The 19,775-nt window shown below is 67.2% G+C and carries 16 protein-coding genes; 7 read left to right on the top strand and 9 right to left on the bottom strand.

From position 1 onward, the window contains the following. Both Q0P59_RS01095 and lolA read left to right on the top strand, forming a co-directional pair. Nucleotides 1–2,298: a DNA translocase FtsK gene (locus tag Q0P59_RS01095; RefSeq protein WP_295002646.1), complete on the top strand. Its 2,298-nt coding sequence runs from the start codon at nt 1–3 to the stop codon at nt 2,296–2,298. A gap of 65 nt (nt 2,299–2,363) precedes the next feature. Beyond that, nucleotides 2,364–2,984: an outer membrane lipoprotein chaperone LolA gene (gene lolA, locus Q0P59_RS01090; RefSeq protein WP_295002581.1), complete on the top strand. Its 621-nt coding sequence runs from the start codon at nt 2,364–2,366 to the stop codon at nt 2,982–2,984. Nucleotides 2,985–2,987: 3 nt separating this feature from the next. On the opposite strand, the gene Q0P59_RS01085 is transcribed toward lolA, so the two are convergent. From Q0P59_RS01085 to lysS, 6 genes are all read right to left on the bottom strand, one after another. Next, nucleotides 2,988–3,461, bottom strand: a complete 474-nt coding sequence (locus Q0P59_RS01085; RefSeq protein ID WP_295002579.1) for a GNAT family N-acetyltransferase — start codon at nt 3,459–3,461, stop codon at nt 2,988–2,990. Between the two features lie 153 nt (nt 3,462–3,614). After that, a complete protein-coding gene (locus tag Q0P59_RS01080) occupies nt 3,615–4,886 on the bottom strand; it encodes an aminotransferase class I/II-fold pyridoxal phosphate-dependent enzyme (RefSeq protein ID WP_295002577.1) in 1,272 nt (423 codons plus the stop codon). A gap of 106 nt (nt 4,887–4,992) precedes the next feature. Then, nucleotides 4,993–5,721 (bottom strand): glycine zipper 2TM domain-containing protein, encoded by a 729-nt coding sequence (locus tag Q0P59_RS01075; RefSeq protein WP_295002575.1) that lies wholly within the window; start codon nt 5,719–5,721, stop codon nt 4,993–4,995. Nucleotides 5,722–5,804: 83 nt separating this feature from the next. Next, nucleotides 5,805–7,715 (bottom strand): bifunctional tRNA (5-methylaminomethyl-2-thiouridine)(34)-methyltransferase MnmD/FAD-dependent 5-carboxymethylaminomethyl-2-thiouridine(34) oxidoreductase MnmC, encoded by a 1,911-nt coding sequence (gene mnmC, locus Q0P59_RS01070; protein WP_295002572.1) that lies wholly within the window; start codon nt 7,713–7,715, stop codon nt 5,805–5,807. Then, complete coding sequence (locus Q0P59_RS01065) at nt 7,716–8,210, bottom strand: hypothetical protein (protein ID WP_295002570.1); 495 nt, start codon at nt 8,208–8,210, stop codon at nt 7,716–7,718. A 162-nt stretch (nt 8,211–8,372) separates the two neighbouring features. Then, nucleotides 8,373–9,881, bottom strand: a complete 1,509-nt coding sequence (gene lysS / locus Q0P59_RS01060) for a lysine--tRNA ligase (RefSeq protein ID WP_295002567.1) — start codon at nt 9,879–9,881, stop codon at nt 8,373–8,375. 265 nt (nt 9,882–10,146) lie between these two features. On the opposite strand from lysS, the gene Q0P59_RS01055 reads away from it, so the two are divergent. Next, nucleotides 10,147–12,471 (top strand): response regulator, encoded by a 2,325-nt coding sequence (locus Q0P59_RS01055; protein ID WP_295002565.1) that lies wholly within the window; start codon nt 10,147–10,149, stop codon nt 12,469–12,471. A 58-nt stretch (nt 12,472–12,529) separates the two neighbouring features. Here the strand turns inward: Q0P59_RS01055 and Q0P59_RS01050 are convergent, their stop codons facing one another. The 3 genes from Q0P59_RS01050 to prfB form a co-directional block, all read right to left on the bottom strand. Beyond that, the gene (locus Q0P59_RS01050; protein ID WP_295002563.1) at nt 12,530–12,856 is read right to left on the bottom strand and encodes a cupin; all 327 of its coding nucleotides are present in this window, start codon (nt 12,854–12,856) and stop codon (nt 12,530–12,532) included. Beyond that, nucleotides 12,853–14,103: a hypothetical protein gene (locus Q0P59_RS01045; protein ID WP_295002561.1), complete on the bottom strand. Its 1,251-nt coding sequence runs from the start codon at nt 14,101–14,103 to the stop codon at nt 12,853–12,855. Before Q0P59_RS01045 ends, Q0P59_RS01050 begins: the two co-directional genes overlap by 4 nt. 19 nt (nt 14,104–14,122) lie before the next feature. Then, nucleotides 14,123–15,227, bottom strand: a protein-coding gene (gene prfB, locus Q0P59_RS01040) for a peptide chain release factor 2 (protein ID WP_295002559.1) whose coding sequence is annotated in 2 segments (ribosomal slippage) — nt 14,123–15,145 and nt 15,147–15,227 — 1,104 coding nt in all. Because the reading frame shifts where the segments join, the coding sequence is not laid out codon by codon here. Between prfB and Q0P59_RS01035 the strand changes: the two genes are divergently transcribed. From Q0P59_RS01035 to Q0P59_RS01020, 4 genes are all read left to right on the top strand, one after another. After that, on the top strand, nt 15,208–15,450 hold the full coding sequence (locus Q0P59_RS01035; protein WP_295002652.1) for a hypothetical protein: 243 nt from the start codon (nt 15,208–15,210) through the stop codon (nt 15,448–15,450). The genes prfB and Q0P59_RS01035 overlap by 20 nt on opposite strands. 111 nt (nt 15,451–15,561) lie before the next feature. Next, entirely contained in the window at nt 15,562–16,716 is a 1,155-nt protein-coding gene (locus Q0P59_RS01030) for a methyl-accepting chemotaxis protein (RefSeq protein WP_295002557.1), read from the top strand. Between the two features lie 7 nt (nt 16,717–16,723). Further along, nucleotides 16,724–17,623 (top strand): nitrate- and nitrite sensing domain-containing protein, encoded by a 900-nt coding sequence (locus Q0P59_RS01025; protein ID WP_295002555.1) that lies wholly within the window; start codon nt 16,724–16,726, stop codon nt 17,621–17,623. Further along, a complete protein-coding gene (locus Q0P59_RS01020) occupies nt 17,598–19,760 on the top strand; it encodes a bifunctional diguanylate cyclase/phosphodiesterase (protein WP_295002553.1) in 2,163 nt (720 codons plus the stop codon). The genes Q0P59_RS01025 and Q0P59_RS01020 overlap by 26 nt, the downstream gene beginning before the upstream one ends. Nucleotides 19,761–19,775 lie beyond the last annotated feature (15 nt).

Raw genomic sequence — 19,775 nt, 5'->3', positions numbered from 1 at the left:
ATGGCGAGGGCGGCCTCGGCACCGAGCCCGCTCCCGGAAAAAATCGGCAATCTGCTGCAGGAGTCGCGCTGGTTGGGCGTTGGCGCCGTTGCCTTGTTCCTGACCATGGCCCTGTGGGGCTTCAACAAGAATGATCCGGGCTGGTCGCACTCCGTGGTATCGGCGACCCTGCACAATCCCACCGGCCGCGCCGGTGCGTGGATCGCCGACCTGATGCTCTACCTGTTCGGGCTGTCCGCCTGGTGGTGGATCGTTCTGCTCGGCATGTTCGTGTGGTGGGGCGTGCGCAAATTCAACGCACCCGAGGCGCACCGGCAGCATCCCCTGTTCATCGCACTCGGCGGCTTCGTCTTTCTCCTGTTGGGCAGCTCCTCGCTGGAGGCCCTGCGCTTCTACTCGCTGCAGGCCCAGTTGCCGCTGGCGCCGGGCGGCATGCTCGGTCTCGAGCTGGGGCGGATGCTGTCCACCCAGCTGGGCTACACCGGCTCGACGCTGTTCCTGCTGGCGACGATGGCCGTCGGCTGGAGCATTTTTTCCGGCATGTCCTGGCTGTGGGCCTTCGAGAAGCTCGGCTTGCTGCTGGAAGCCTGCGTCGGCTTCTTCTACGGGCGGGTCGATGCCTGGCGCGACCGCCAGATCGGCAAGGAGGTCGCGCAGCAGCGCGAAGTGGTGGTCGAGGAAGAAAAACGCCGCGTCGAGCTGCATGAGCCGATCATCATCGAAACGCCCGCCCCGCCGGCCGTCCCGGTGTCGAAGAAGGCCGAGGCCCGCGTCGAGCGCGAAAAGCAGGCCATGCTCTTCCCCGAGGCCATCGTCGGCGGCCAGCTGCCGCCGCTGCACCTGCTCGATCCGGCACCGCCGGCCACCGAGACGGTCAGCCCGGAAACCCTCGAATACACCTCGCGTCTGATCGAGCGCAAGCTGGCCGACTTCGGCGTCCAGGTCAAGGTGCTGGCGGCCATGCCCGGCCCGGTCATCACCCGCTACGAAATCGAGCCGGCGGTCGGCGTCAAGGGCGCCCAGATCGTCAACCTGGCGCGCGACCTGGCGCGGGCGCTGGCCATGGTGTCGATCCGCGTCGTCGAGACGGTGCCCGGCAAGTCGTGCATGGCGCTCGAACTGCCGAACCCCAAGCGGCAGACCGTCAAGCTGTCGGAGATCATCTCCAGCAAACCGTACAACGACATGCACAGCCCGCTGACCGTCTGCCTCGGCAAGGACATCGGCGGCCTGCCGGTGGTTGCCGACCTGGCCAAGACGCCGCACCTGCTGGTGGCGGGGACGACCGGTTCCGGCAAGTCGGTCGGCGTCAATGCGATGATCCTCTCCATGCTCTACAAGTCCGAGCCGGACCAGGTACGCCTGATCATGGTTGACCCGAAGATGCTGGAACTCTCCATCTACGAAGGCATCCCGCACCTGCTGGCGCCGGTCGTCACCGACATGAAGCAGGCGGCCAACGCGCTGCACTGGTGCGTGACCGAGATGGAGAAGCGCTACAAGCTGATGTCGGCCATGGGCGTACGCAACATTGCCGGCCTCAACACCAAGATCAAGGACGCCGAGAAGAAGGGGGAGAACATTCCCAACCCGCTGACCCTGACGCCGGAAACGCCGGAGCCGCTGAAGACCATGCCTTACATCGTGGTCATCATCGACGAACTGGCCGACCTGATGATGGTGGTCGGCAAGAAGGTCGAGGAACAGATCGCCCGCCTCGCGCAGAAAGCCCGCGCCGCAGGCATCCACCTCGTTCTCGCCACGCAGCGTCCGTCGGTCGATGTGATTACCGGCCTGATCAAGGCCAACATCCCGACCCGCCTGTCCTTCCAGGTTTCCAGCAAGATCGACTCGCGCACCATCCTCGACCAGATGGGCGCCGAAGCGCTGCTCGGCATGGGTGACATGCTTTATCTCGCCCCGGGCACCGGTTATCCGACGCGGGTGCATGGCGCCTTTGTGTCTGACGACGAAGTGCATCGCGTCGTCGAGCACCTCAAGGCCAGCGGCGCGCCGGAGTACGTTGAGGACATTCTTTCCGGCAGCGCCGGCGACGACGAGGATGGCGGCGGCGAGGCCGGCGAAGGCGGGGATGCCGAAAGCGATCCGCTCTACGACCAGGCCGTCGATATCGTGCTCAAGAACCAGCGTGCCTCGATCTCGCTCGTCCAGCGCCACCTGCGCATCGGCTACAACCGTTCGGCACGCCTCATCGAGGCGATGGAGAAGGCCGGCCTGGTTTCCGCCATGGACGGTCGCGGCGGCCGCGAAGTGCTGATGAAGAAGCCGGCCGAATAGAGGCGGCCGGCAAACCGTTACACCCTGAAACAGCGCGCCGGACAACGGCGCGCTAAGCTACGCCCATGAACAATTTCCAAAGAATCCTGTCGGCCGCCATCATCGCCCTTGCCCCCGGACTGGCTGCGGCCGGCGCGGTCGATCAGCTGCACGACTTTCTCAGGAACACGAAAACCCTGAAGGCCGAGTTCGCCCAGGCGGTGATCGCCAAGAGCGGCCGCAAGCCGCAGCAGTCCTCGGGGATCGTCGCCATTTCACGGCCGGGCAAGCTGCGTTGGGAAATCCAGAAACCCTATCCGCAACTGGTCGTCGGCGATGGCGAGAAGATCTGGATTCACGACCCGGAATTGCAGCAGGTGACGGTGCGCAAGGCCGGGCAGGCGATCGGCGGTTCGCCGGCCGCCCTGCTGGCGGGCAGCAACGAGCTGGAAAGGAATTTCACCCTCAAGGAAGCCGGCGAATCCGACGGCATGGCCTGGGTCGAAGCCATTCCCAAGGCGAACGACAGCGGTTTCGAACGCGTACGCCTCGGGTTTTCCGGTAGCGAGCTCAAGGCCATGGAATTGCTCGACAGCTTTGGCCAGACGACCCTGATTCGCTTCTCGCGGGTCGAGAAGAATCCTGCGCTGCCGGCGTCGACCTTCAGATTCACGCCGCCGGCGGGTGCCGACGTGGTCGGCGAGTGAGCTTCAGCCCGGACGCCTGAGCATGTAGCGGGCGGTGCCGGGATAGGTGGCCAGGTGCGCCGCCTGTTCCGTGTCGAGTGGGGCGAGATCGGCGAATCCCTGCTGCAGCCAGAATTGACGGGCATCCTGGACGCAGACCAGCGCCGCCGCCGGCCACCGGGACGACCCCAGGGCATGGCGCACCAGCGCGGCGCCCAGCCCGTTTCCGCCGGCTGTCGGGGATACCGCCAGATCGTGGACATACAGGCAGTCCGGCGCCTGCGGGATGTCGAAGGCGCCGCCCAGCGGCGTGACCTTGCCCGTTTTCGACGGATAGGTCATCAGGTAGGCCGCGGGGTTTTCATTCAATAGTGCAATCCAGGCAAACCCCGGCGCGCATGCCAGGCGATCGCGTATCGTCGCCTCGGTTTCGTTCATTGACGGCGGATAGCAGCTTTGCTGGATGGCCAGCACCGCCGGCAGGTCGGCCGGTGTCATGAGGCGGATGACCCACGGGGCGGAGGACGGCGGGGGAGAAGATGAAGGTCGTCGCGTGTCTGTCATGTCGAGCATCGTAGTGGTGGTGCCGGCACGATGAAAAATGCCGATCACCTCGGTGATCGGCATTTCGGCCAGTCGACGCGTCGGCGATCAGGCGGCGTTGAGCGCCTGGTCGAGGTCGGCGATCAGGTCGTCGATGTGCTCGATGCCGACCGACAGGCGGATCATGTCTTCCGAGACACCGGCCTTGGTCAGTTCTTCCGGCGACAGCTGGCGGTGCGTGGTCGACGCCGGGTGGCAGGCCAGGGTCTTGCAGTCGCCGATATTCACCAGGCGGGTGACCAGCTGCAGGGCATCCTGGAACTTGCCGCCGCCGTCGCGGCCGCCCTTGACGCCGAAGTTGAGGATGCCGGAGGCACGGCCGCCCATGTACTTCTGGACCAGCGCGTGATCCTTGTGCTCGGGCAGGCCGGCGTAGTTGACCCAGCTGCACTTCGGGTGCTTCTGCAGGAACTGGGCGATCTTCAGGGCGTTGTCGCAGATGCGGTCCATGCGCAGGGCCAGGGTTTCGACGCCCTGGAGGATCAGGAAGGCATTGAACGGGCTGATCGCGGCGCCCATGTTGCGTAGCGGCACGACGCGGGCGCGGCCGATGTAGGCGGCGGCGCCGAGGGCTTCGGTATAGACCACGCCGTGGTAGGAGACGTCCGGCTCGTTGAGGCGCTTGAACTTGGCCTTGTGCTCGGCCCACGGGAACTTGCCGCTATCGACGATGATGCCGCCGATGGAGTTGCCATGGCCGCCGAGGTACTTGGTCAGGGCATGGACGACGATGTCGGCGCCGTGCTCGAAGGGACGGCACAGGTAGGGCGAGGGCACGGTGTTGTCGACGATGACCGGGACGCCGTGCTTGTGGGCGATTTCAGCCAGTTTTTCGAAGTCGGTGATGTTGCCCAGCGGGTTGCCGATCGATTCGCAGAAGACAGCCTTGGTCTTGCCGTCGATCAGCTTCTCGAAGGCGGCCGGATCGCGGTAGTCGGCGAAGCGGACCTCGATGCCGTATTGCGGCAGGGTGTGGGCGAACAGGTTGTAGGTGCCGCCGTACAGGGTGCTGGAGGTGACGATGTTGTCGCCGGCCTCGGCGATGGTCTGGATCGCGGCGGTGATGGCGGCCATGCCGGAGGCCATGCACAGCGCGGCGATGCCGCCTTCCATCTCGGCGACGCGCTTTTCCAGCACGTCCTGCGTCGGGTTCATGATGCGCGTGTAGATGTTGCCGGCGACCTTGAGGTCGAACAGGTCGGCGCCATGCTGGGTGCTGTCGAAGGCGTAGGAGGTGGTCTGGTAGATCGGGACGGCGACCGCCTTGGTGGTCGGGTCCGGCGAGTAGCCGCCGTGGACGGCAATGGTTTCGATCTTCATGCGTGCGTCTCTCTCTATTATTTGGTGGAGTGAAAAATGCAAAGTGTATCAGGGCCACCGCCTTGTGGGCGGTGGCCCTTGTGTTCGAGAGAGGAAGGGGGGCGGATCAGACCGGCAGCAGGTTTCCGTTGCTCAGGCGGATGCGTTCGCCGCTCCGCCAGCGCGGCGCCGTATCCTGGGTGTAGGTCCGGGTCGTTCCATCATCCAGGCGCACCGTGATCTCGTAACGCTTCTCGGCGCGGTATTGCCTTTCCGCCTGGTTGCCGGCGTAGGCGCCGCCCAGCGCGCCGACGATGGCGGCGACGTTGCTGCCGTTGCCCTTGCCGACCTGTTTGCCGAGCAGGCCGCCGACGACGCCGCCGGCGATGGCGCCGAGGCCGCTGCCTTCCGCCGGCGTGCTGACTTCGCGCACCGATTCGACGATGCCGCAATCGTTGCATGCCGGGGCGGCGGGGCGCGCCGGTATGACGTCGATGCCGACATCGTTGGCGACGGGGTAGGGCGTCGCGCTCCGCTCGCTGACGTGGCGCCAGTCGCCGTTGTTCCGGGAGGGGGCGCCGGTCATCGCGGCGGGCGCCTCGTCCTCGTTTCTCGGGCGCGGCTTGGGCGTGGCGGCGGGACGCGGGCGCGGCGCCGGCTTCGTTTCGGGGGCCGCCGGCTGGACCGTTGCCGTGGCCTGGGCCGGCGCGGCAAGCAGCGCCGCTGGCGTCACCGGCTCGGCTGCCGTCTTGGGCAGCAGCCCGGCGAAATGGGCGGTGGCGGCCAGGCTGGCGATGGTCGCGGCGGTTGCCGCAACGATGATCATCGGGTGGGTGGTGTGGGCGGTGCGTTTCATCGGTTGTTCTCCGCGTGGGACATGAGCCGAATAACGCAGCCCGGACGCGGGCGACGACGCCGGAAACAAAGCCTTACAAGTGATTACGAATCGTTGCCGGAGGGCGTGGTGCGGCGCCGGGGCGCCAGGAGGAAGCGGCCGGGATCGACAGCGTCCACAAGGTCGTTTTCGAGCGGCAGCGGTTCGCCTTCGAGGCGGGAGACAAGCAGGTCGGCCATCAGCACCGACCAGACGATGCCGCGCGCGCCGTAGCCCTGGACGCACCACAGGCCCGGCTGGCGGGGCAGGCTGTGCAGGCGGGCGTTCGCGCCTGCCGCCGCCGGATCGGGCAGCTGGCCGACGATGGGCAGGCGGTCCGGCGACATCGGACGGAAGCCGACGCGGCCGCTCAGGGCGGATGGATCCACGTCCTGCGCGAAGCCGGGCAGGCTGAGGTTGAGCCGGGCCAGGTTTTCCTGGTGGTCGATGTCGCGCAGGGCGGTGTCGGGATCGCCGGACTGCAAGGTGGCGCCGATCAGGCGCAGGCCGTCGATGGCCGGCGTGGCGTAGCCGAGCTTGCAGACGACGTGCGGCAAGTCAGGGGTGGCGCCGGCCGGCAGGTGGCTGACCTGCCCGCGCGCGGCGCGCTGCGGCAGCCAGGCGAACTGGGCGAAACGCGGTGCGGCATGGCCGCTGGCCATGATCAGCACCGGCGCCTCGGCGATGGCCGTGCCGTCGGCCGCCAGGGCCTGCCAGCCGTCGGCTGTCCGGTTCAGCCGGTCGACGGCGCTGCCGTAGCGTGCTGCAATGCGTTCCGGAAAGGCGGCCAGCGCCGCCTGGCAAAGGCTGGAAGGGCGCACCCAGCCGCCGTTCGGGAACCACCAGCCGCCGGTGTCGACCGGCCAGCCGAGGCGGCGGCTCGCCGCGTCGCGGTCGATAAACTGCAGCACCTCGGGCGGCCAGCCGAGCTGCTCGACGGCGCGCCGCTGCTGCGCCTCGTGGATCGGTTCGCGGCCGAGATGCAGGACGCCGCAGGCATCCCAGCGTACTGCCGGAAGCTGCCCCAGCAGGCTGCGGGTCGCCAGGTAGCCGGCCCTGGTCAGGCGCGACAGGCGATTGTCGTCGGCGGAAGGGAGCGGGCGCAGTACGCCGGCCAGGTTGGCGGAGGCGCCGGTGGCCGGGCCATCGGCCTGCTCCAGGACCGTGACCTGCCAGCCGGCGCTGGCCAGGGCATGGGCCGCGGTACTGCCGGCGATACCGGCGCCAACGACGATGGCGTGGCGTTCGGCCGGTGGCGCGTGGCGGTTCGGGCGGCGCGAACGGAAGCGGCCGCTCAGCGTCGGCTCCTGGCCGGCGCTGCCCGGGCGTGCCTCGGTATCGAATTCGGCGGCGCTCAGCGCCGCGCGCAGCGGGTCGCTGGTGTCGCCGCAGGCCAGCGTGGCGCCGGGTGCGGCCAGGCGGGCGAGGGCCTGGCACAGCGCCGGCATCCCCGGTTCCGGCTCGCGGGCCGGCGGGAGGCAGTCGAGGTAGAAAGCGTCGGCTGCCGCGTCGATGGCGCGCAACTGTGTGGCGACATCGCCGAACACCAGGGTCAGGGTGACCTGGCCGGCGTCGAGGTGCAGGCGGTGGATGCCGGGGGTGAGCGGCGGCCAGCGTTCCCGCAGTGCGCCGGCCGGCGCGGCGAGTTCGGGCCAGGCGGCATGGGCGGTGGCGAGGTCGGCGGCGGTGAAGGGATGTTTTTCGATGGCGACGACATGCAGGTGCCGGCAACGCAGCGGGTCGTCGCGCCAGGCTTGCCAGGTGCTCAGGAAGTTGAGCCCGAGACCGAAGCCGGTTTCGAGAACGACGAAACGGTCCCGGTTTTGCCAGCGCCGGGGCAGGTCGTTGCCGTCCATGAACACGTGGCGGGCCAGCGCCGGGCCGCCATGAGCCGCGTCCCGGGGGGCGCCGCAGTCAGCGGAAAAGGGGATGCCGTCCGGAGTGAATGCGAGACGGGCGGGCTGCAGCTTGTCCACTTAATGGAGGTGGGAGGCGACCTTGCCCGCGGCGGCGTGGGTCGGGGCGGGCGCGGCATAGGCCAGGTCGAGGCCCCATTGGGCCTGCTCGGCAGCCGCCCTGAGCATGGCGCACAGGGCTTGCAGCAGGTCGGGCGTCAGGCCGAGATCGAAACTGCGCTCGCGGCCTTCGCGGAAAGTCAGGTGAAAACTGCCGTCGGCCTGGGCGTCGACCTTGATTTCGCTGGTCAGCAAGGGATTCGAGCCAAGCGGATAGGTCGCCTTGTCGTCCTCGAAAGCCGCCTCGAAGCTGGGTGGTGCCGGGACGGATTCGACGCTGGCCAGCGGGGCGCTACTGCTCGCCTGGGTCAGCAACCTGGCCAGATGCGGCCACAGTTCGCGCAGGAAGCGCCGGGTCAGCCAGACCCGGAACTCCTCGTCAGCCTGCGTCGCAACGCGCAGGACCAGGCGGTCCTGCAAGGCGTCGTGGGCGATTTGCACTTGGCGAACCTGCATTGAAATTACCGAAAGCCAATCAATTACCGAAACCCAATGGCCGAGCGAGCGCCGGCGAGACAAGGCGCGCGGGGCCGCCGCATAGCAGCGCTACGGGGTGGCCCGTAGAGGCTATGCAAGGTGCCGCGCAACGCCGTATCGCCAAGCGCAGCCGGCCATTCATTACTCGGGGCGCATCGAGGGGAACAGAATCACATCGCGGATAGCGGGGGAATCGGTCAGCAACATGATCAGACGATCGATACCGATGCCGCAGCCGCCGGTCGGCGGCAGCCCGTATTCCAGCGCGCGGATGAAGTCGGCGTCGTAGTACATCGCCTCCTCGTCGCCGGCATCCTTGGCCTTGGCCTGCTCCTGGAAGCGGGCGGCCTGGTCTTCGGCATCGTTGAGCTCGGAGAAGCCGTTGGCGATCTCGCGGCCGACGATGAACAGCTCGAAGCGCTCGGTGATTTCCGGGTTGCTGTCGGAAGCGCGGGCCAGCGGCGACACTTCGACCGGGTAGTCGATGATGAAGGTCGGCTCCCAGCACTGGGCCTCGGCGCAGGCTTCGAACAGCTGCAGTTGCAGGCTGCCCAGGCCGCCCGGCTTGACCGGCTCGCCGAAGTGCTTGATCTTGGCCTTGAGGAACTCGGCGTCGGCCAGCTCGGCATCGGAGAATTCCGGGTGCTGGCGCTGGATGGCCTGGTTGATGGTCAGGCGATGGAAAGGCTTGGACAGATCGAGTTCGCGGCCCTGGTAGATGAAGACTTCCTTGCCCAGCGCCTCGCGGGCGGCGTGGCGGAGCAGGCCTTCGGTGAAGTCCATCAGCGTGTGGTAGTTCGCGTAGGCCTCGTAGAACTCCATCATCGTGAATTCGGGGTTGTGGCGCGGCGACAGGCCTTCGTTGCGGAAGTTGCGGTTGATTTCGAAGACCTTCTCGAAGCCGCCGACGACCAGGCGCTTGAGGTAGAGCTCGGGGGCGATGCGCAGGAACTGCTGCATGTCGAGCGCGTTGTGGTGCGTGACGAAGGGCTTGGCCGAGGCGCCGCCGGGGATCGGGTGCATCATCGGCGTCTCGACTTCCATGAAGCCGTGGCCGGTCATGTAGTTGCGGATCGACTGGACGATGGCCGAACGGGCGCGGAAGGTGAAGCGCGTTTCCTCGTTCATGATCAGGTCGACGTAGCGCTGGCGGTACTTCAGCTCCTGGTCGGACAGGCCGTGGAACTTGTCGGGCAGCGGGCGGATCGACTTGGTCAGCAGGCGGATTTCGGTGGCCTGGATGGTCAGTTCGCCGGTGCGGGTCTTCATCAGCGTACCGACGACGCCGAGGATGTCGCCGAGGTCCCAGCCCTTGAAGGCGGCGTAGACGTCCTCGCCGACCTTGTCGCGGGCGATGTAGACCTGGATGCGGCCGGAGACGTCCTGCAGCGTGGCGAAGGAGGCCTTGCCCATGACGCGCTTGAGCATCATGCGGCCGGCGACCTTGACCTCGACCGGCAGGCCTTCCAGTTCCTCGGCGGATTTCTCGCCGTAGCCCTCGTGCAACTTGGCGGCGGTGTTCTCGCGCTGGAAGTCGTTCGGGAAGGCCTGGCCCGTCTTGCGCCACTCGGCGAGCTTGGCACGGCGCTCGGCGATGATGTGGTTCTCGTCCTGCTGGACGGGCTGTTCGGCGTTGTCGTTCTGGGACATGGGGAATCCTTGAAAATTGGGTTCGCTGCGGGCTACCGCTAAAACCCTGAATTTTCGCCGATTTGCCCCCCTCACGACAAGGCCGGCGGCGCGGGATGCCGCGCTTTTTGGCATGCCTGGCGGCGACGGCGCTGTCGCGGTCCCGGGGAGGCAACTTGTTTTCGATACGGTCGTTTGAAAGGCTGGAATTCGGGTAGCATGAAACACTGTAATTAATTGTGGCGAGTGGTATTATTCTTGTCGTTATTGGCAGAATAGGTGTTTTGTGCGAGTCCTCATCGTCGAGAGCTCCCCGCTGTATCGGGAGATCCTTCAGCAGAGCTTCAACCGCTTCCGTGGCGTCGACTTCGTCCTGTCGGCTACGCGGATGGAAGCGCTTGCCGAGGCGGCAGCACAAACGGTCGATTTCGTGGTGATCTCCGGCCAGCTGAGCGACTGCGACGGCTTGTCGCTGGGCCGGCAGTTGCGCTGCGATGGCCTGGTGCCGATCGCGCCTATCGTGCTGCTGACCGGCAGCCCGAGCGCCGAAATGGCCATTGATGCCGAGCGCGCGGGCATTACGGAGATTTTCCGCAAGCAGGACCTGGAGGAACTGGTGGCCTTTGCGCGCCATTTTCTCGATGCGCAGCAGCCCTTGCGCTGCCGGATTCTTTATGTCGAGGATGCGCCGGAGCAGCGCCTGGCGCTGGCGGCGCAGTTGCGCGAGTGGGGCGCGGAGGTCGATGCCTTCGCTTCCGCCGACGAAGCCTGGCCCGCTTTCCTGGGGGGCGACCACGATCTGGTGGTGACCGATATCGTGCTTGGCGGCCACATGACGGGATCGCGGCTGATCAACCGGATCAGGCGGCAGGCCGCGCCCAGGGGCGAGATTCCGATTGTCGCGCTGACCGCTTTCGATACCCCGCAACGGCGCGTCGAACTGTTTCACCTGGGTATCGACGACTACGTGGCGAAGCCGGTTTTCCCGGTGGAGCTGCGCGCCCGGATACGCAACCTCGTCGCCCGGGAGCGCGCCGAGGAGCGCAGCCACAAGCTGATGCAGGCAACCGAGCTCGGCGTGACGGTGGTCGATGAGGAAGGCTTCGTGCTGTCCATGGACCACAACGCCAAAAGCATGTTCGGCATCGCGGGCGAGCCGGGGAGCCGCAATTTCGCCGGCTTCCTCGTCAACGAGCAGGATGGCGGCAAATGCATGGAGTCGCTGTGCTGGCTGATCGGCGAGCAGGACATCCAGCGTCTGCGTTTCACCGGGCGGCAGGTGGACGGGCATCTTTTCCCGCTGCAGCTGTCGTCTCTCGAAATCGAGCCGGCCGATGGCGGACGCCGCTTTGCGCTGCTGACGCGGGATGTCAGCGACGAGCAGGCGCTGGCCGATCAGCTGGCGGTGGCCAGGGATTCGGCCGCCCGGCTTGGGCGGATGAAATCCGAGTTCCTGTCCAATGTCAGCCATGAAATCCTGACCCCGCTCAACGCGATCGTCGGGATGTCCTTCCTGCTCAAGCAGCGGGGGCTGACCGGCGATGCCCGCGAACAGGTCGAGCATATCGATGTGGCGGGACACCGGCTGGCCGGCCTGATCGACGAAATCCTGGATTTTTCCAAGCTCGAATCCGGCAAGCTGGAGCTGGAATCGGTGCCCGTCTCCATCGACGGCATTCTGGCCGGGGTCGCAGCGGCAGTCGAGCCGCGCGCCGCCGGCAAGGGCCTCACCTTCCGGGTCGAGTCCGCAGCCTTGCCGCCCGATTTGCTCGGCGATCCGGTTCGCCTGAGCCAGGCCTTGCTCAATTACGCCTCGAACGCCGTGAAGTTCACCGAGCGCGGCGGCGTCACGCTGAGCGCCCTGCTCGTCGAAGACTCGGCATCGCGCTGCACGCTGCGTTTCGAAGTCCGCGACACCGGGATAGGGATCGCCCCGGAATACCTCAACAGCATCTTCGACTCCTTCTGTCAGGCCGACGGCTCGAGCACCCGGCGCTACGGCGGCACCGGGCTCGGCTTGGCCATCACGCGCGAGCTGGTCGGCTTGATGGGGGGCGAGGTGGGCGTGAGCAGCACTCCCGGAGCAGGCAGCACCTTCTGGTTCGTGGTCAAGCTGGCGAGGGCGAGTGCGCCGTTCGCCGCGCCCCTGGTACCGGTCGACTCGCCGCTCGACGATATCGCCCGGCACTTTGCCGGCAAGCGCCTGCTGCTGGTCGATGACGACCTGGTCAATCGGGAGGTGGCCCTGGCGATCCTGTCGGGCACCGGCCTGCAGATCGATGTGGCGGAGAACGGCCTGGAGGCCGTGCGCGCCGTTCGCGAGCGCGACTACGCGGCCGTCCTGATGGATGTCCAGATGCCGTACATGGATGGCATGCAGGCCACCCGCCTGATACGGACCATGCCGGAGCGGGCCGGGCTTCCGGTGATCGCGGTCACCGCCAATGCCTTCGCCGGCGACCGGCAGCGCTGTTTCGACGCCGGCATGAGCGATTTCATCCCGAAGCCGATTCAGGCTCAGTTGCTGTATTCGGTGATCCTGCGATGGCTGCGGATCGGCCGGGTGGCCAGCGGCAATCCGTCGTCAAGAAGCTTCCTCTCCGAGACCTGAAACCCCGGCGGGGCGGTCGTGACGAGCGCCTGATGCGGGACCTGCGGGTGTGCGCGAGTCAGGGCGCGTAGTGGATGGCGAGCCAGACCGTCGTCAGCTGCGGGTGGGTCCATTCCACCCGGTGCCGTCGATGCGGGGCGATCTCCAGGAAATCGCCGGGCTTCAGGGCAAGCGCTTCCGGCATGTCGGCGAAGCGGATGCTCGCCTCGCCCTGCACGAGCAGCACCCATTCCCCCTCCGGCTGGTCGTACCAGAATCCCGGCGGGCTGGCCTGGCCGGTGGACACGATGCGTTCGATGCGCAGCCCCGGGCGCTTGAGCAGTTCCTGGAACAGCTCGTCCGGCCGGGGCGAGGCGGGAAGCTCGGCGAACAGGTTGTCGGTCATGGTTGCTGCGGCCGGTAGAGGGGCATGCCGTCGAGGCGGCGCTCGATCTCGGCGGTCAGGTGGCGATAGGCGGGGCTCGACGTGCTCCCGAAGTGGCGCTGGAAATCGACGGCGTTGATGGATTCCGGCAGGTCGCCAAGCGGCGGTACCAGGTCGCGGTCGTGGAGGTCGTTCTTCAGCAAGCCGTCCAGCCGCCGGTCGCCGCGGTTGAGAAGCTCCCCGAAACGGGTTCCGGCCCGGTCGGCGGCCAGGTCGGCAAAGGAAAAGCCGCTGCCGTGGCCGGCATCGGCCAGTTCCTTGTAGAGGCCGATGGCATCGGCGACGGGCTCGCCGGCCCAGGCGGCCAGCATGGCGGAAACGGCGAAATGCTGGGCGCTGTCGTTGCGCCCGGCGAGCATCATGGCTACCGGCCGCAACTGCGGCCAGGTGCGGGCTTCCGGGATCAGCGAGGCGATGTTCTTCTCGGCCAGATAGACGCCGAGAACCAGCACCGCGGCCCGCCGGTTTTCCCGCTGGTCGCTGCCGTCGACGTCGAGCATGGCCCGCAGGATGCCGGCGAGCGGTATGCGCCGTCCCGGCGCATGGTGGTCGAGCAGCCCGGCCAGCGATTCGTGGGCGGAGCGAATGCGCACCAGTTCGTCGGGCGAGAAGGCGATGGCGCGCGCCCGGTCGAGCAGGGAGGGTTCCCAGACATAACCGACGATGACCAGGCGGCGCGCCGGATCGAAGGCCAGCTCATGGATCGCCCGGCGGGCCAGTTGCCATTCCTGGCCGTAACCCCCGGCACTGGCGGCGATGTTGAGGAAGGTTTCGAGAACGGCGGGGGGAATCGGGATCGGCCCGATCGCCGCGGCGGATATCTTCGGCTCGCCGCGGCCTTCGCGAATGCTGGCTTTCAGGTTGAGAAAGGGCGTGCCGGGGATCGGGATGCGGCGGGTGAGCCGGATCTCGGCGGCTTGCCCGGTCAGGACGAAGGTGCCGCGCGCCTTCAGGGTCCGGCTGGCCAGGGTATTGATGCCTTCGTCGAGCAGCGTGGCGGGTATGGCGGTGCGGCGGGCCTCGCCATGCTGCAGACGACGGGGATCGTTGGTGTGGAACAGCCAGCGTGCCTGATCGATGGCGGCCGGAGAGATGTTCTCGCTGCGCTCGACCAGCGGCTTGTCTTCCAGCGCGGCCAGAAACAGGCCGCCGGCGGCCAGCACGAGCAGGAGCAGCGCGCCGGCCAGCCAGGCGAAGAGGCGAGTCACGGCTGACTCACCCCCGGCCTCAGACGCCCTGTTTCAGGCTGGCCTCGATGAAGGGATCGAGGTCGCCGTCGAGTACTGCCTGGGTGTTGCCGGTTTCGTGGTTGGTGCGCAGGTCCTTGATGCGCGACTGGTCGAGCACGTAGGAGCGGATCTGGTGGCCCCAGCCGATGTCGGACTTGGCGTCTTCCAGCTTTTGCTGCTCGGCCTGCTGCTTGCGCAGTTCGAACTCGTAGAGGCGGGCGCGCAGCATCTGCCAGGCTTCGTCGCGGTTGCGGTGCTGCGAACGGTCGTTCTGGCACTGCACGACGATGCCGGTCGGCACGTGGGTCAGACGGACGGCGGAGTCGGTCTTGTTGATGTGCTGGCCGCCGGCGCCGGAAGCGCGGTAGGTGTCGGTGCGCACGTCGGCCGGGTTGATGGCGATCTCGATCGATTCATCGACTTCCGGGAACACGAATACCGAGGTGAAGCTGGTGTGGCGGCGGGCGTTGGAGTCGAACGGCGACTTGCGGACCAGGCGGTGGATGCCGGTCTCGGTGCGCAGCGTGCCGTAGGCGTAGTCGCCGGAGAACTTGATGGTGGCGCTCTTGATGCCGGCCACGTCGCCTTCCGATTCTTCCATGACCTCGACGCTGAAGCCCTTCTTTTCGCCGTACTTCAGGTACATGCGCAGCAGCATCGATGCCCAGTCCTGGGCTTCCGTGCCGCCGGCGCCGGCCTGGATTTCCAGGAAGCAGGGCATCGGGTCGGACGGGTTGTTGAACATGCGGCGGAATTCGAGGGCGGCGAGCTTGGTTTCCAGCTCGGCGTTGTCGGCCTCGACGGCGAGCAGGGTGTCGTCGTCGTTGTCTTCCTTGCCCATGGCGAACAGCTCGCGGCCGTCGGCGACGCCGCTATCGACGGCTTCGAGGACGAGCACGATGTCTTCCAGCGATTTCTTTTCCTTGCCCAGCTCCTGGGCGTATTTCGGATCGTCCCAGATCTTGGGATCTTCCATCTCCTTGTTCAGGAGGGTCAGGCGTTCGCGCTTGTGATCGTAGTCAAAGATACCTCCGAAGCTCGGCGGCGCGCTGCGCCAGATCGTCGAGCTTGTTGGAGATGCTGTTGAGCTGTTCTGCTTCCATGACGTTCTTCTCGTTGCGTGGCAAAACCGCAATTATAGCCGGTGGGCAAGGCGGCATCCGGATGCACTTTTCGGGTGCGCCGGCGCGTCATGCCCGGGGCGATGCCGGCACTTGTTTGGTGCGGTGCAGCAATCCGCATCGCGGCGCGGGCGGCGGCGGCCGGGGTGTTTTGACCGCCATCGCCCGATGTGCATTGTTTAATTATCTGATTTTGTTGCGATAATTATTTTTATTGGCGTTGTGGCAAGGGAGTTGCTTAGTGATTGGCAATTTCATTACTTTGTGTCCACACGATATGACAAAGGCTGAATCGGTTCCGGCTTTGAGCGCCTGCATGAATGCCTTGCGCCGCCGTTTGTTTGCCGGCTGCCTGTGCGCGGCGGGCGGTGGCGCGGCACTGGCCGTCGCCGCGACGAGCGGGCCGGGCGAACTTTGGGCGGCGGCTGGCCTGGCCTTGCTCGGCCTGGCGCTGGCCATCTTCGTCGGCATGCAGCGCGGGCTGGAGGCGGCGCTGGCCGTGATCGACCGCTTCGCGCTCGACCTGGCGGGCGGTCGCCTGGTCAGCCGTCTCGATCCCCGGGCTTGCCACGCCCTGGCGCCGCTGGCCGAGCGCCTGAACGGCATGGCCCGCTCGCTGTCCGGCCTGTTCCTGACCTTTGCCCGGATGTCGCAGGAGATTTCCAGCGTCGCCGGCGAAAGCAACGTCAACGCCCGGGGCGGCGACGACGGCGTGCGCCGCCAGCGCGACATCACGCTGTCGTCCTCGGCAACCCTGGAGCAGCTCACCGTCAGCCTGGGCATGACCAGCGAAAGCGCCCAGGGCGCGGCCTCGGTGGCCGAGGCCTCGGGGCAGATGGCGATGGCCGGCGCCGAGCGGGTCAACGGCCTGGCGCGCAGCCTGGAAAGCCTGGTCGCGACGGTGCGGGAAACCTCCGAAAGCGCCAGCCGCCTGGGCCAGCGCTCGCAGGAGATCGACGTCATCGTCGAGCTGATCGCCGAGATTGCCGCGCAGACCAACCTGCTGGCGCTCAATGCCGCCATCGAGGCGGCCCGCGCCGGCGAGCAGGGGCGGGGCTTCGCCGTGGTCGCCGACGAAGTGCGCAAGCTGGCCGAGCGGACCAGCAACGCGACCCGCGATATCGGCGAGCGCATCGAAGGCGTCCGCCACGACGTCGGCGGCATGATCGCCGCCATGGCGGCGACCACCGGCCAGGCCGCCAGGAGCCTGAGCGACGCCGGCGAGGCGGTGGCCGACCTGCGCCGGGTCGAGGCCAACGCCGGGCAGACCCTGGCGCTGATCCGCGACATCGCGGCGGCCAGCCAGGAACAGAGCGCGGCCGGCCTGAACATCGCCCGCGACATCGAGCAGGTCGCCCAGCTGGCCGACGCCAACGAGCACCTGGTGCGCGAGAACAGCGAACTGTCCCGCTATCTCAGCGACTTGTCGGTGCAGCTGACCGGGGCATTGAAAAAATACCAATACGAATGAGGTCGACATGAATTGGGTCATTTACGCGATGCTGGCGCTGGCCGGCATCATCATTGCCGCGGGCGCGACGCGCTATCGTCGTCGCCGCCGGGAGCTGGCCGGCAAGTCGCTGGCCGGTACGCTGGCGGCCTGCCGTTCCCTGCTGGCGCTGGTCGGTCATTTCCAGCAGCATCGCGGCATGAGTTCGGCCCTGTTGTCCGGCGACCGGGCTTTCCGGACGCGCCTCGACGGCAAGGCGCGCGAGATCGAAGCGCTGATTCCGTCCCTGCGGGAGGTGGCGCGGGAGGAAGGGGGACGGGCGCATCCCTGCCTGACCCAGAACGATCTGTCGCTGTTCCAGTTCCACTGGGGGGAACTGCGGGAGAAGCTGGGCGGCCTGTCGGTCGAGCAAAGCATCGCCCAGCATAGCTTTCTCGTCGATCAGCTCTTGCAATGGCTTGCCGCGCTGGGCGAATCGCGGGTCGAGGTGCTGCTGGTCGAGCGCTGTGCCCGCGGTCTGGTGCGCAATTACGCCAGCCGCCTGCCGGCCCTGACCGAGTGCCTGGGCCAGGCCCGGGCCCTGGGAACCAGCGTCGCGGCAAAGCGCGGTTGTTCCGCCGTGGCGCGGGTGCGCCTGATGTTCCTGGTGGCGCGGGCCGAGGCCCTGCTCAACCAGGCCAACGAGGTGGGCGGGCAGGGGGCGAAGGCCGACAAGGCGGCGCTGGCGGTGCAGGAAATGGCTCGCGTGATCCGCACCCGGATGCTGCTCAGTTCCGGCATCAGCGTGGCGGCGCAGGAGTATTTCGATATCGCGACGGCGGCGATCGACAGCGTGTTCGCCTGGATCAACGAGAGCGGCAGCGAGTTGGCGGCCGCCGGAAGCGGGAAGGCCGGGGATGGGCATGTCCTTCCAGTACAGCGTGCCTAGGCTCGGTTTGCTGTCGCCCCTGGCCGGGCGGGTGGGCTTGGGCGCGGAACAGGGCGCCGCAGCCGCCGGGGTGCGGGGCGTGGCCGCCATGAACACCCTGTTCGCGAACCTCGACGGCATGTTCTTTCGCTGCCTGGTCGACGACGACTGGACCCTGCTGTCGGTCAGTCCGGGCTGTCGCGAACTGACCGGCCATGCCCCCCGGGAGATGGTCGGCAATCCCCGCCTGTCGCTGGAGTCGCTGACCCACCCCGAGGATCGCGCCGCCGTGCGCGGCACCATCCTGGCGGCACTCGACACCGGCGTGCGCTATCGCATCGAGTACCGCATCATGTGCCGGGACGGCGAGGAAAAGTGGGTGCTGGAGCGCGGCATGGGCTTGCGCGACGAGGCCGGCCGCCAGGTGATCGACGGCTATCTCGAGGACATTACCGATCGCGTTCAGGCGCAGATCCAGCTGGCGGAAACCGAGTTGCGCTATCGCAGCATTTTCGAGAACTCGGTGGTCGGCATGTTCCAGAGCAGCGAGAGCGGGCGCTACCTGGCGGCCAACCAGGCGCTGGCCACGCTCTATCGTTACCCGACACCGGAATCCCTGATCTCCAGCCTCGCCGATATCGCCACCGGCCTTTATGTCGATCCGCGGCGGCGCGCGGATTTCAAGCGCCTCATCCAGCGCGACGGCCGGGTCGGCGATTTCGAATCCGAGGTCGTCTGCCGCGATGGCAGCCGCATCTGGATTTCCGAGAACGCGCATGCCGTCTGCGCGCCGGACGGCACGCTGCTGTACTACGAGGGGACGGTCGAGGACATCACCGAGCGCCATCGCTACCAGTCGGTGCTGCAGCACCAGGCGACGCACGATCCGCTGACCGGCCTGCCCAACCGCAACCTGCTGCAGGATCGCCTCGAGCAGGCGGTGCAACTGGCCCAGCGCCAGGGCAGCAAGGTCGCGCTGGCTTTCGTCGACCTCGACAATTTCAAGGTGATCAACGACAGCCTCGGCCACGCCGCCGGCGACCAGCTGCTGATCGAGATCGCCGGCCGCCTGCGCCAGTCGTTGCGCGGCATCGATACCGTGGCCCGCTACGGCGGCGACGAGTTCGTGCTGATCATCGGCGAGCAGGCCTCGAGCGACGATACCCGGCAATTGCTGGAGCGCCTGCTGGCCTCCGTCCAGGCACCGCTGACCCTGGAAGGCCATGCCCTGCGCGTCAATTGCAGCATCGGGGTCGGCGTTTACCCCGACGACGCGCCGGACCTCGACGGGCTGCTGCGGGTCGCCGATGTGGCGATGTACCACGCCAAGAAGACCGGCAAGGGGCAGTACCACTTCTACACCCGCGACCTGAACCAGGTGGCGCAGGACCGTTTCGTCCTGGAAAGCGCCTTGCAGCGGGCCATCGAGCACGACGAGCTGACCGTGGTCTATCAGCCGAAGACCGACACGGCGGGGCGGGTCCGCGGCTTCGAGGCGCTGGTGCGCTGGAACAGCGCCGGCCAGGGGCTGGTGACGCCGGACCGCTTCATCCCGCTGGCCGAGGAAACCGGGCAGATACTGGCCATCGGCGAGCAGGTGCTGTACGCCGCCTGCCGCACCGCGGCGAGCTGGCCGCTGGTCGACGGCCAGGCCCTGGGCATCGCGGTCAACCTGTCGGCGCGGCAATTGAAGGAGCCCGGCCTGCCGGCCATGGTCGCCGATGCCCTGGCCGTCTCCGGCCTGCCGCCGGAATGCCTGGAGCTGGAAATCACCGAAAGCATGATCATGGGCGACGTCGAGCACACCATCCGCGTGCTCAGGTCGATCAAGGCCCTCGGCGTGCGCATCGCGGTCGACGATTTCGGCACCGGCTATTCGTCGCTGAGCTATCTGCAACGCCTGCCGATCGACACGCTGAAGATAGACCGCTCCTTCGTTTCCGGCTGCGACCGGGGCGGCAAGGCGATGGCCATTCCGCACGCCATCATCTTCCTCGGCAAGTCCCTGAACCTGCACATCGTGGCCGAGGGGGTCGAAACCGGGGCGGAACGGGACATGCTGGCGGTTTGCGGCTGCAACGAGTTCCAGGGCTATCTGTTTGCGCGGCCGATGCAGCTTGCCGCGGTCGACGACTACCTGCGCGCGGCCCTGGGTTGAGCCGCCGCGCGGCGA

It is taken from the genome of uncultured Dechloromonas sp., assembly GCF_945957265.1.
GTDB lineage: Bacteria > Pseudomonadota > Gammaproteobacteria > Burkholderiales > Rhodocyclaceae > Azonexus.
The sequence above is the reverse complement of the archived record's forward strand: the minus strand, read 5'-3'. Positions and strand labels throughout refer to the sequence as shown.

Excerpts from the sequence above, each read along its gene's own strand:
- Q0P59_RS01095 (WP_295002646.1), top strand. The coding sequence starts at position 1 with ATGGCGAGGGCGGCCTCGGCACCGAGCCCGCTCCCGGAAAAAATCGGC.
- Q0P59_RS01020 (WP_295002553.1), top strand. The coding sequence starts at position 17,598 with ATGTCCTTCCAGTACAGCGTGCCTAGGCTCGGTTTGCTGTCGCCCCTG.
- Q0P59_RS01065 (WP_295002570.1), bottom strand. The coding sequence starts at position 8,210 with ATGCAGGTTCGCCAAGTGCAAATCGCCCACGACGCCTTGCAGGACCGC.
- Q0P59_RS01075 (WP_295002575.1), bottom strand. The coding sequence starts at position 5,721 with ATGAAACGCACCGCCCACACCACCCACCCGATGATCATCGTTGCGGCA.
- Q0P59_RS01050 (WP_295002563.1), bottom strand. The coding sequence starts at position 12,856 with ATGACCGACAACCTGTTCGCCGAGCTTCCCGCCTCGCCCCGGCCGGAC.
- lysS (WP_295002567.1), bottom strand. The coding sequence starts at position 9,881 with ATGTCCCAGAACGACAACGCCGAACAGCCCGTCCAGCAGGACGAGAAC.
- Q0P59_RS01080 (WP_295002577.1), bottom strand. The coding sequence starts at position 4,886 with ATGAAGATCGAAACCATTGCCGTCCACGGCGGCTACTCGCCGGACCCG.
- lolA (WP_295002581.1), top strand. The coding sequence starts at position 2,364 with ATGAACAATTTCCAAAGAATCCTGTCGGCCGCCATCATCGCCCTTGCC.
- Q0P59_RS01030 (WP_295002557.1), top strand. The coding sequence starts at position 15,562 with ATGAATGCCTTGCGCCGCCGTTTGTTTGCCGGCTGCCTGTGCGCGGCG.
- Q0P59_RS01085 (WP_295002579.1), bottom strand. The coding sequence starts at position 3,461 with ATGACACCGGCCGACCTGCCGGCGGTGCTGGCCATCCAGCAAAGCTGC.
- Q0P59_RS01025 (WP_295002555.1), top strand. The coding sequence starts at position 16,724 with ATGAATTGGGTCATTTACGCGATGCTGGCGCTGGCCGGCATCATCATT.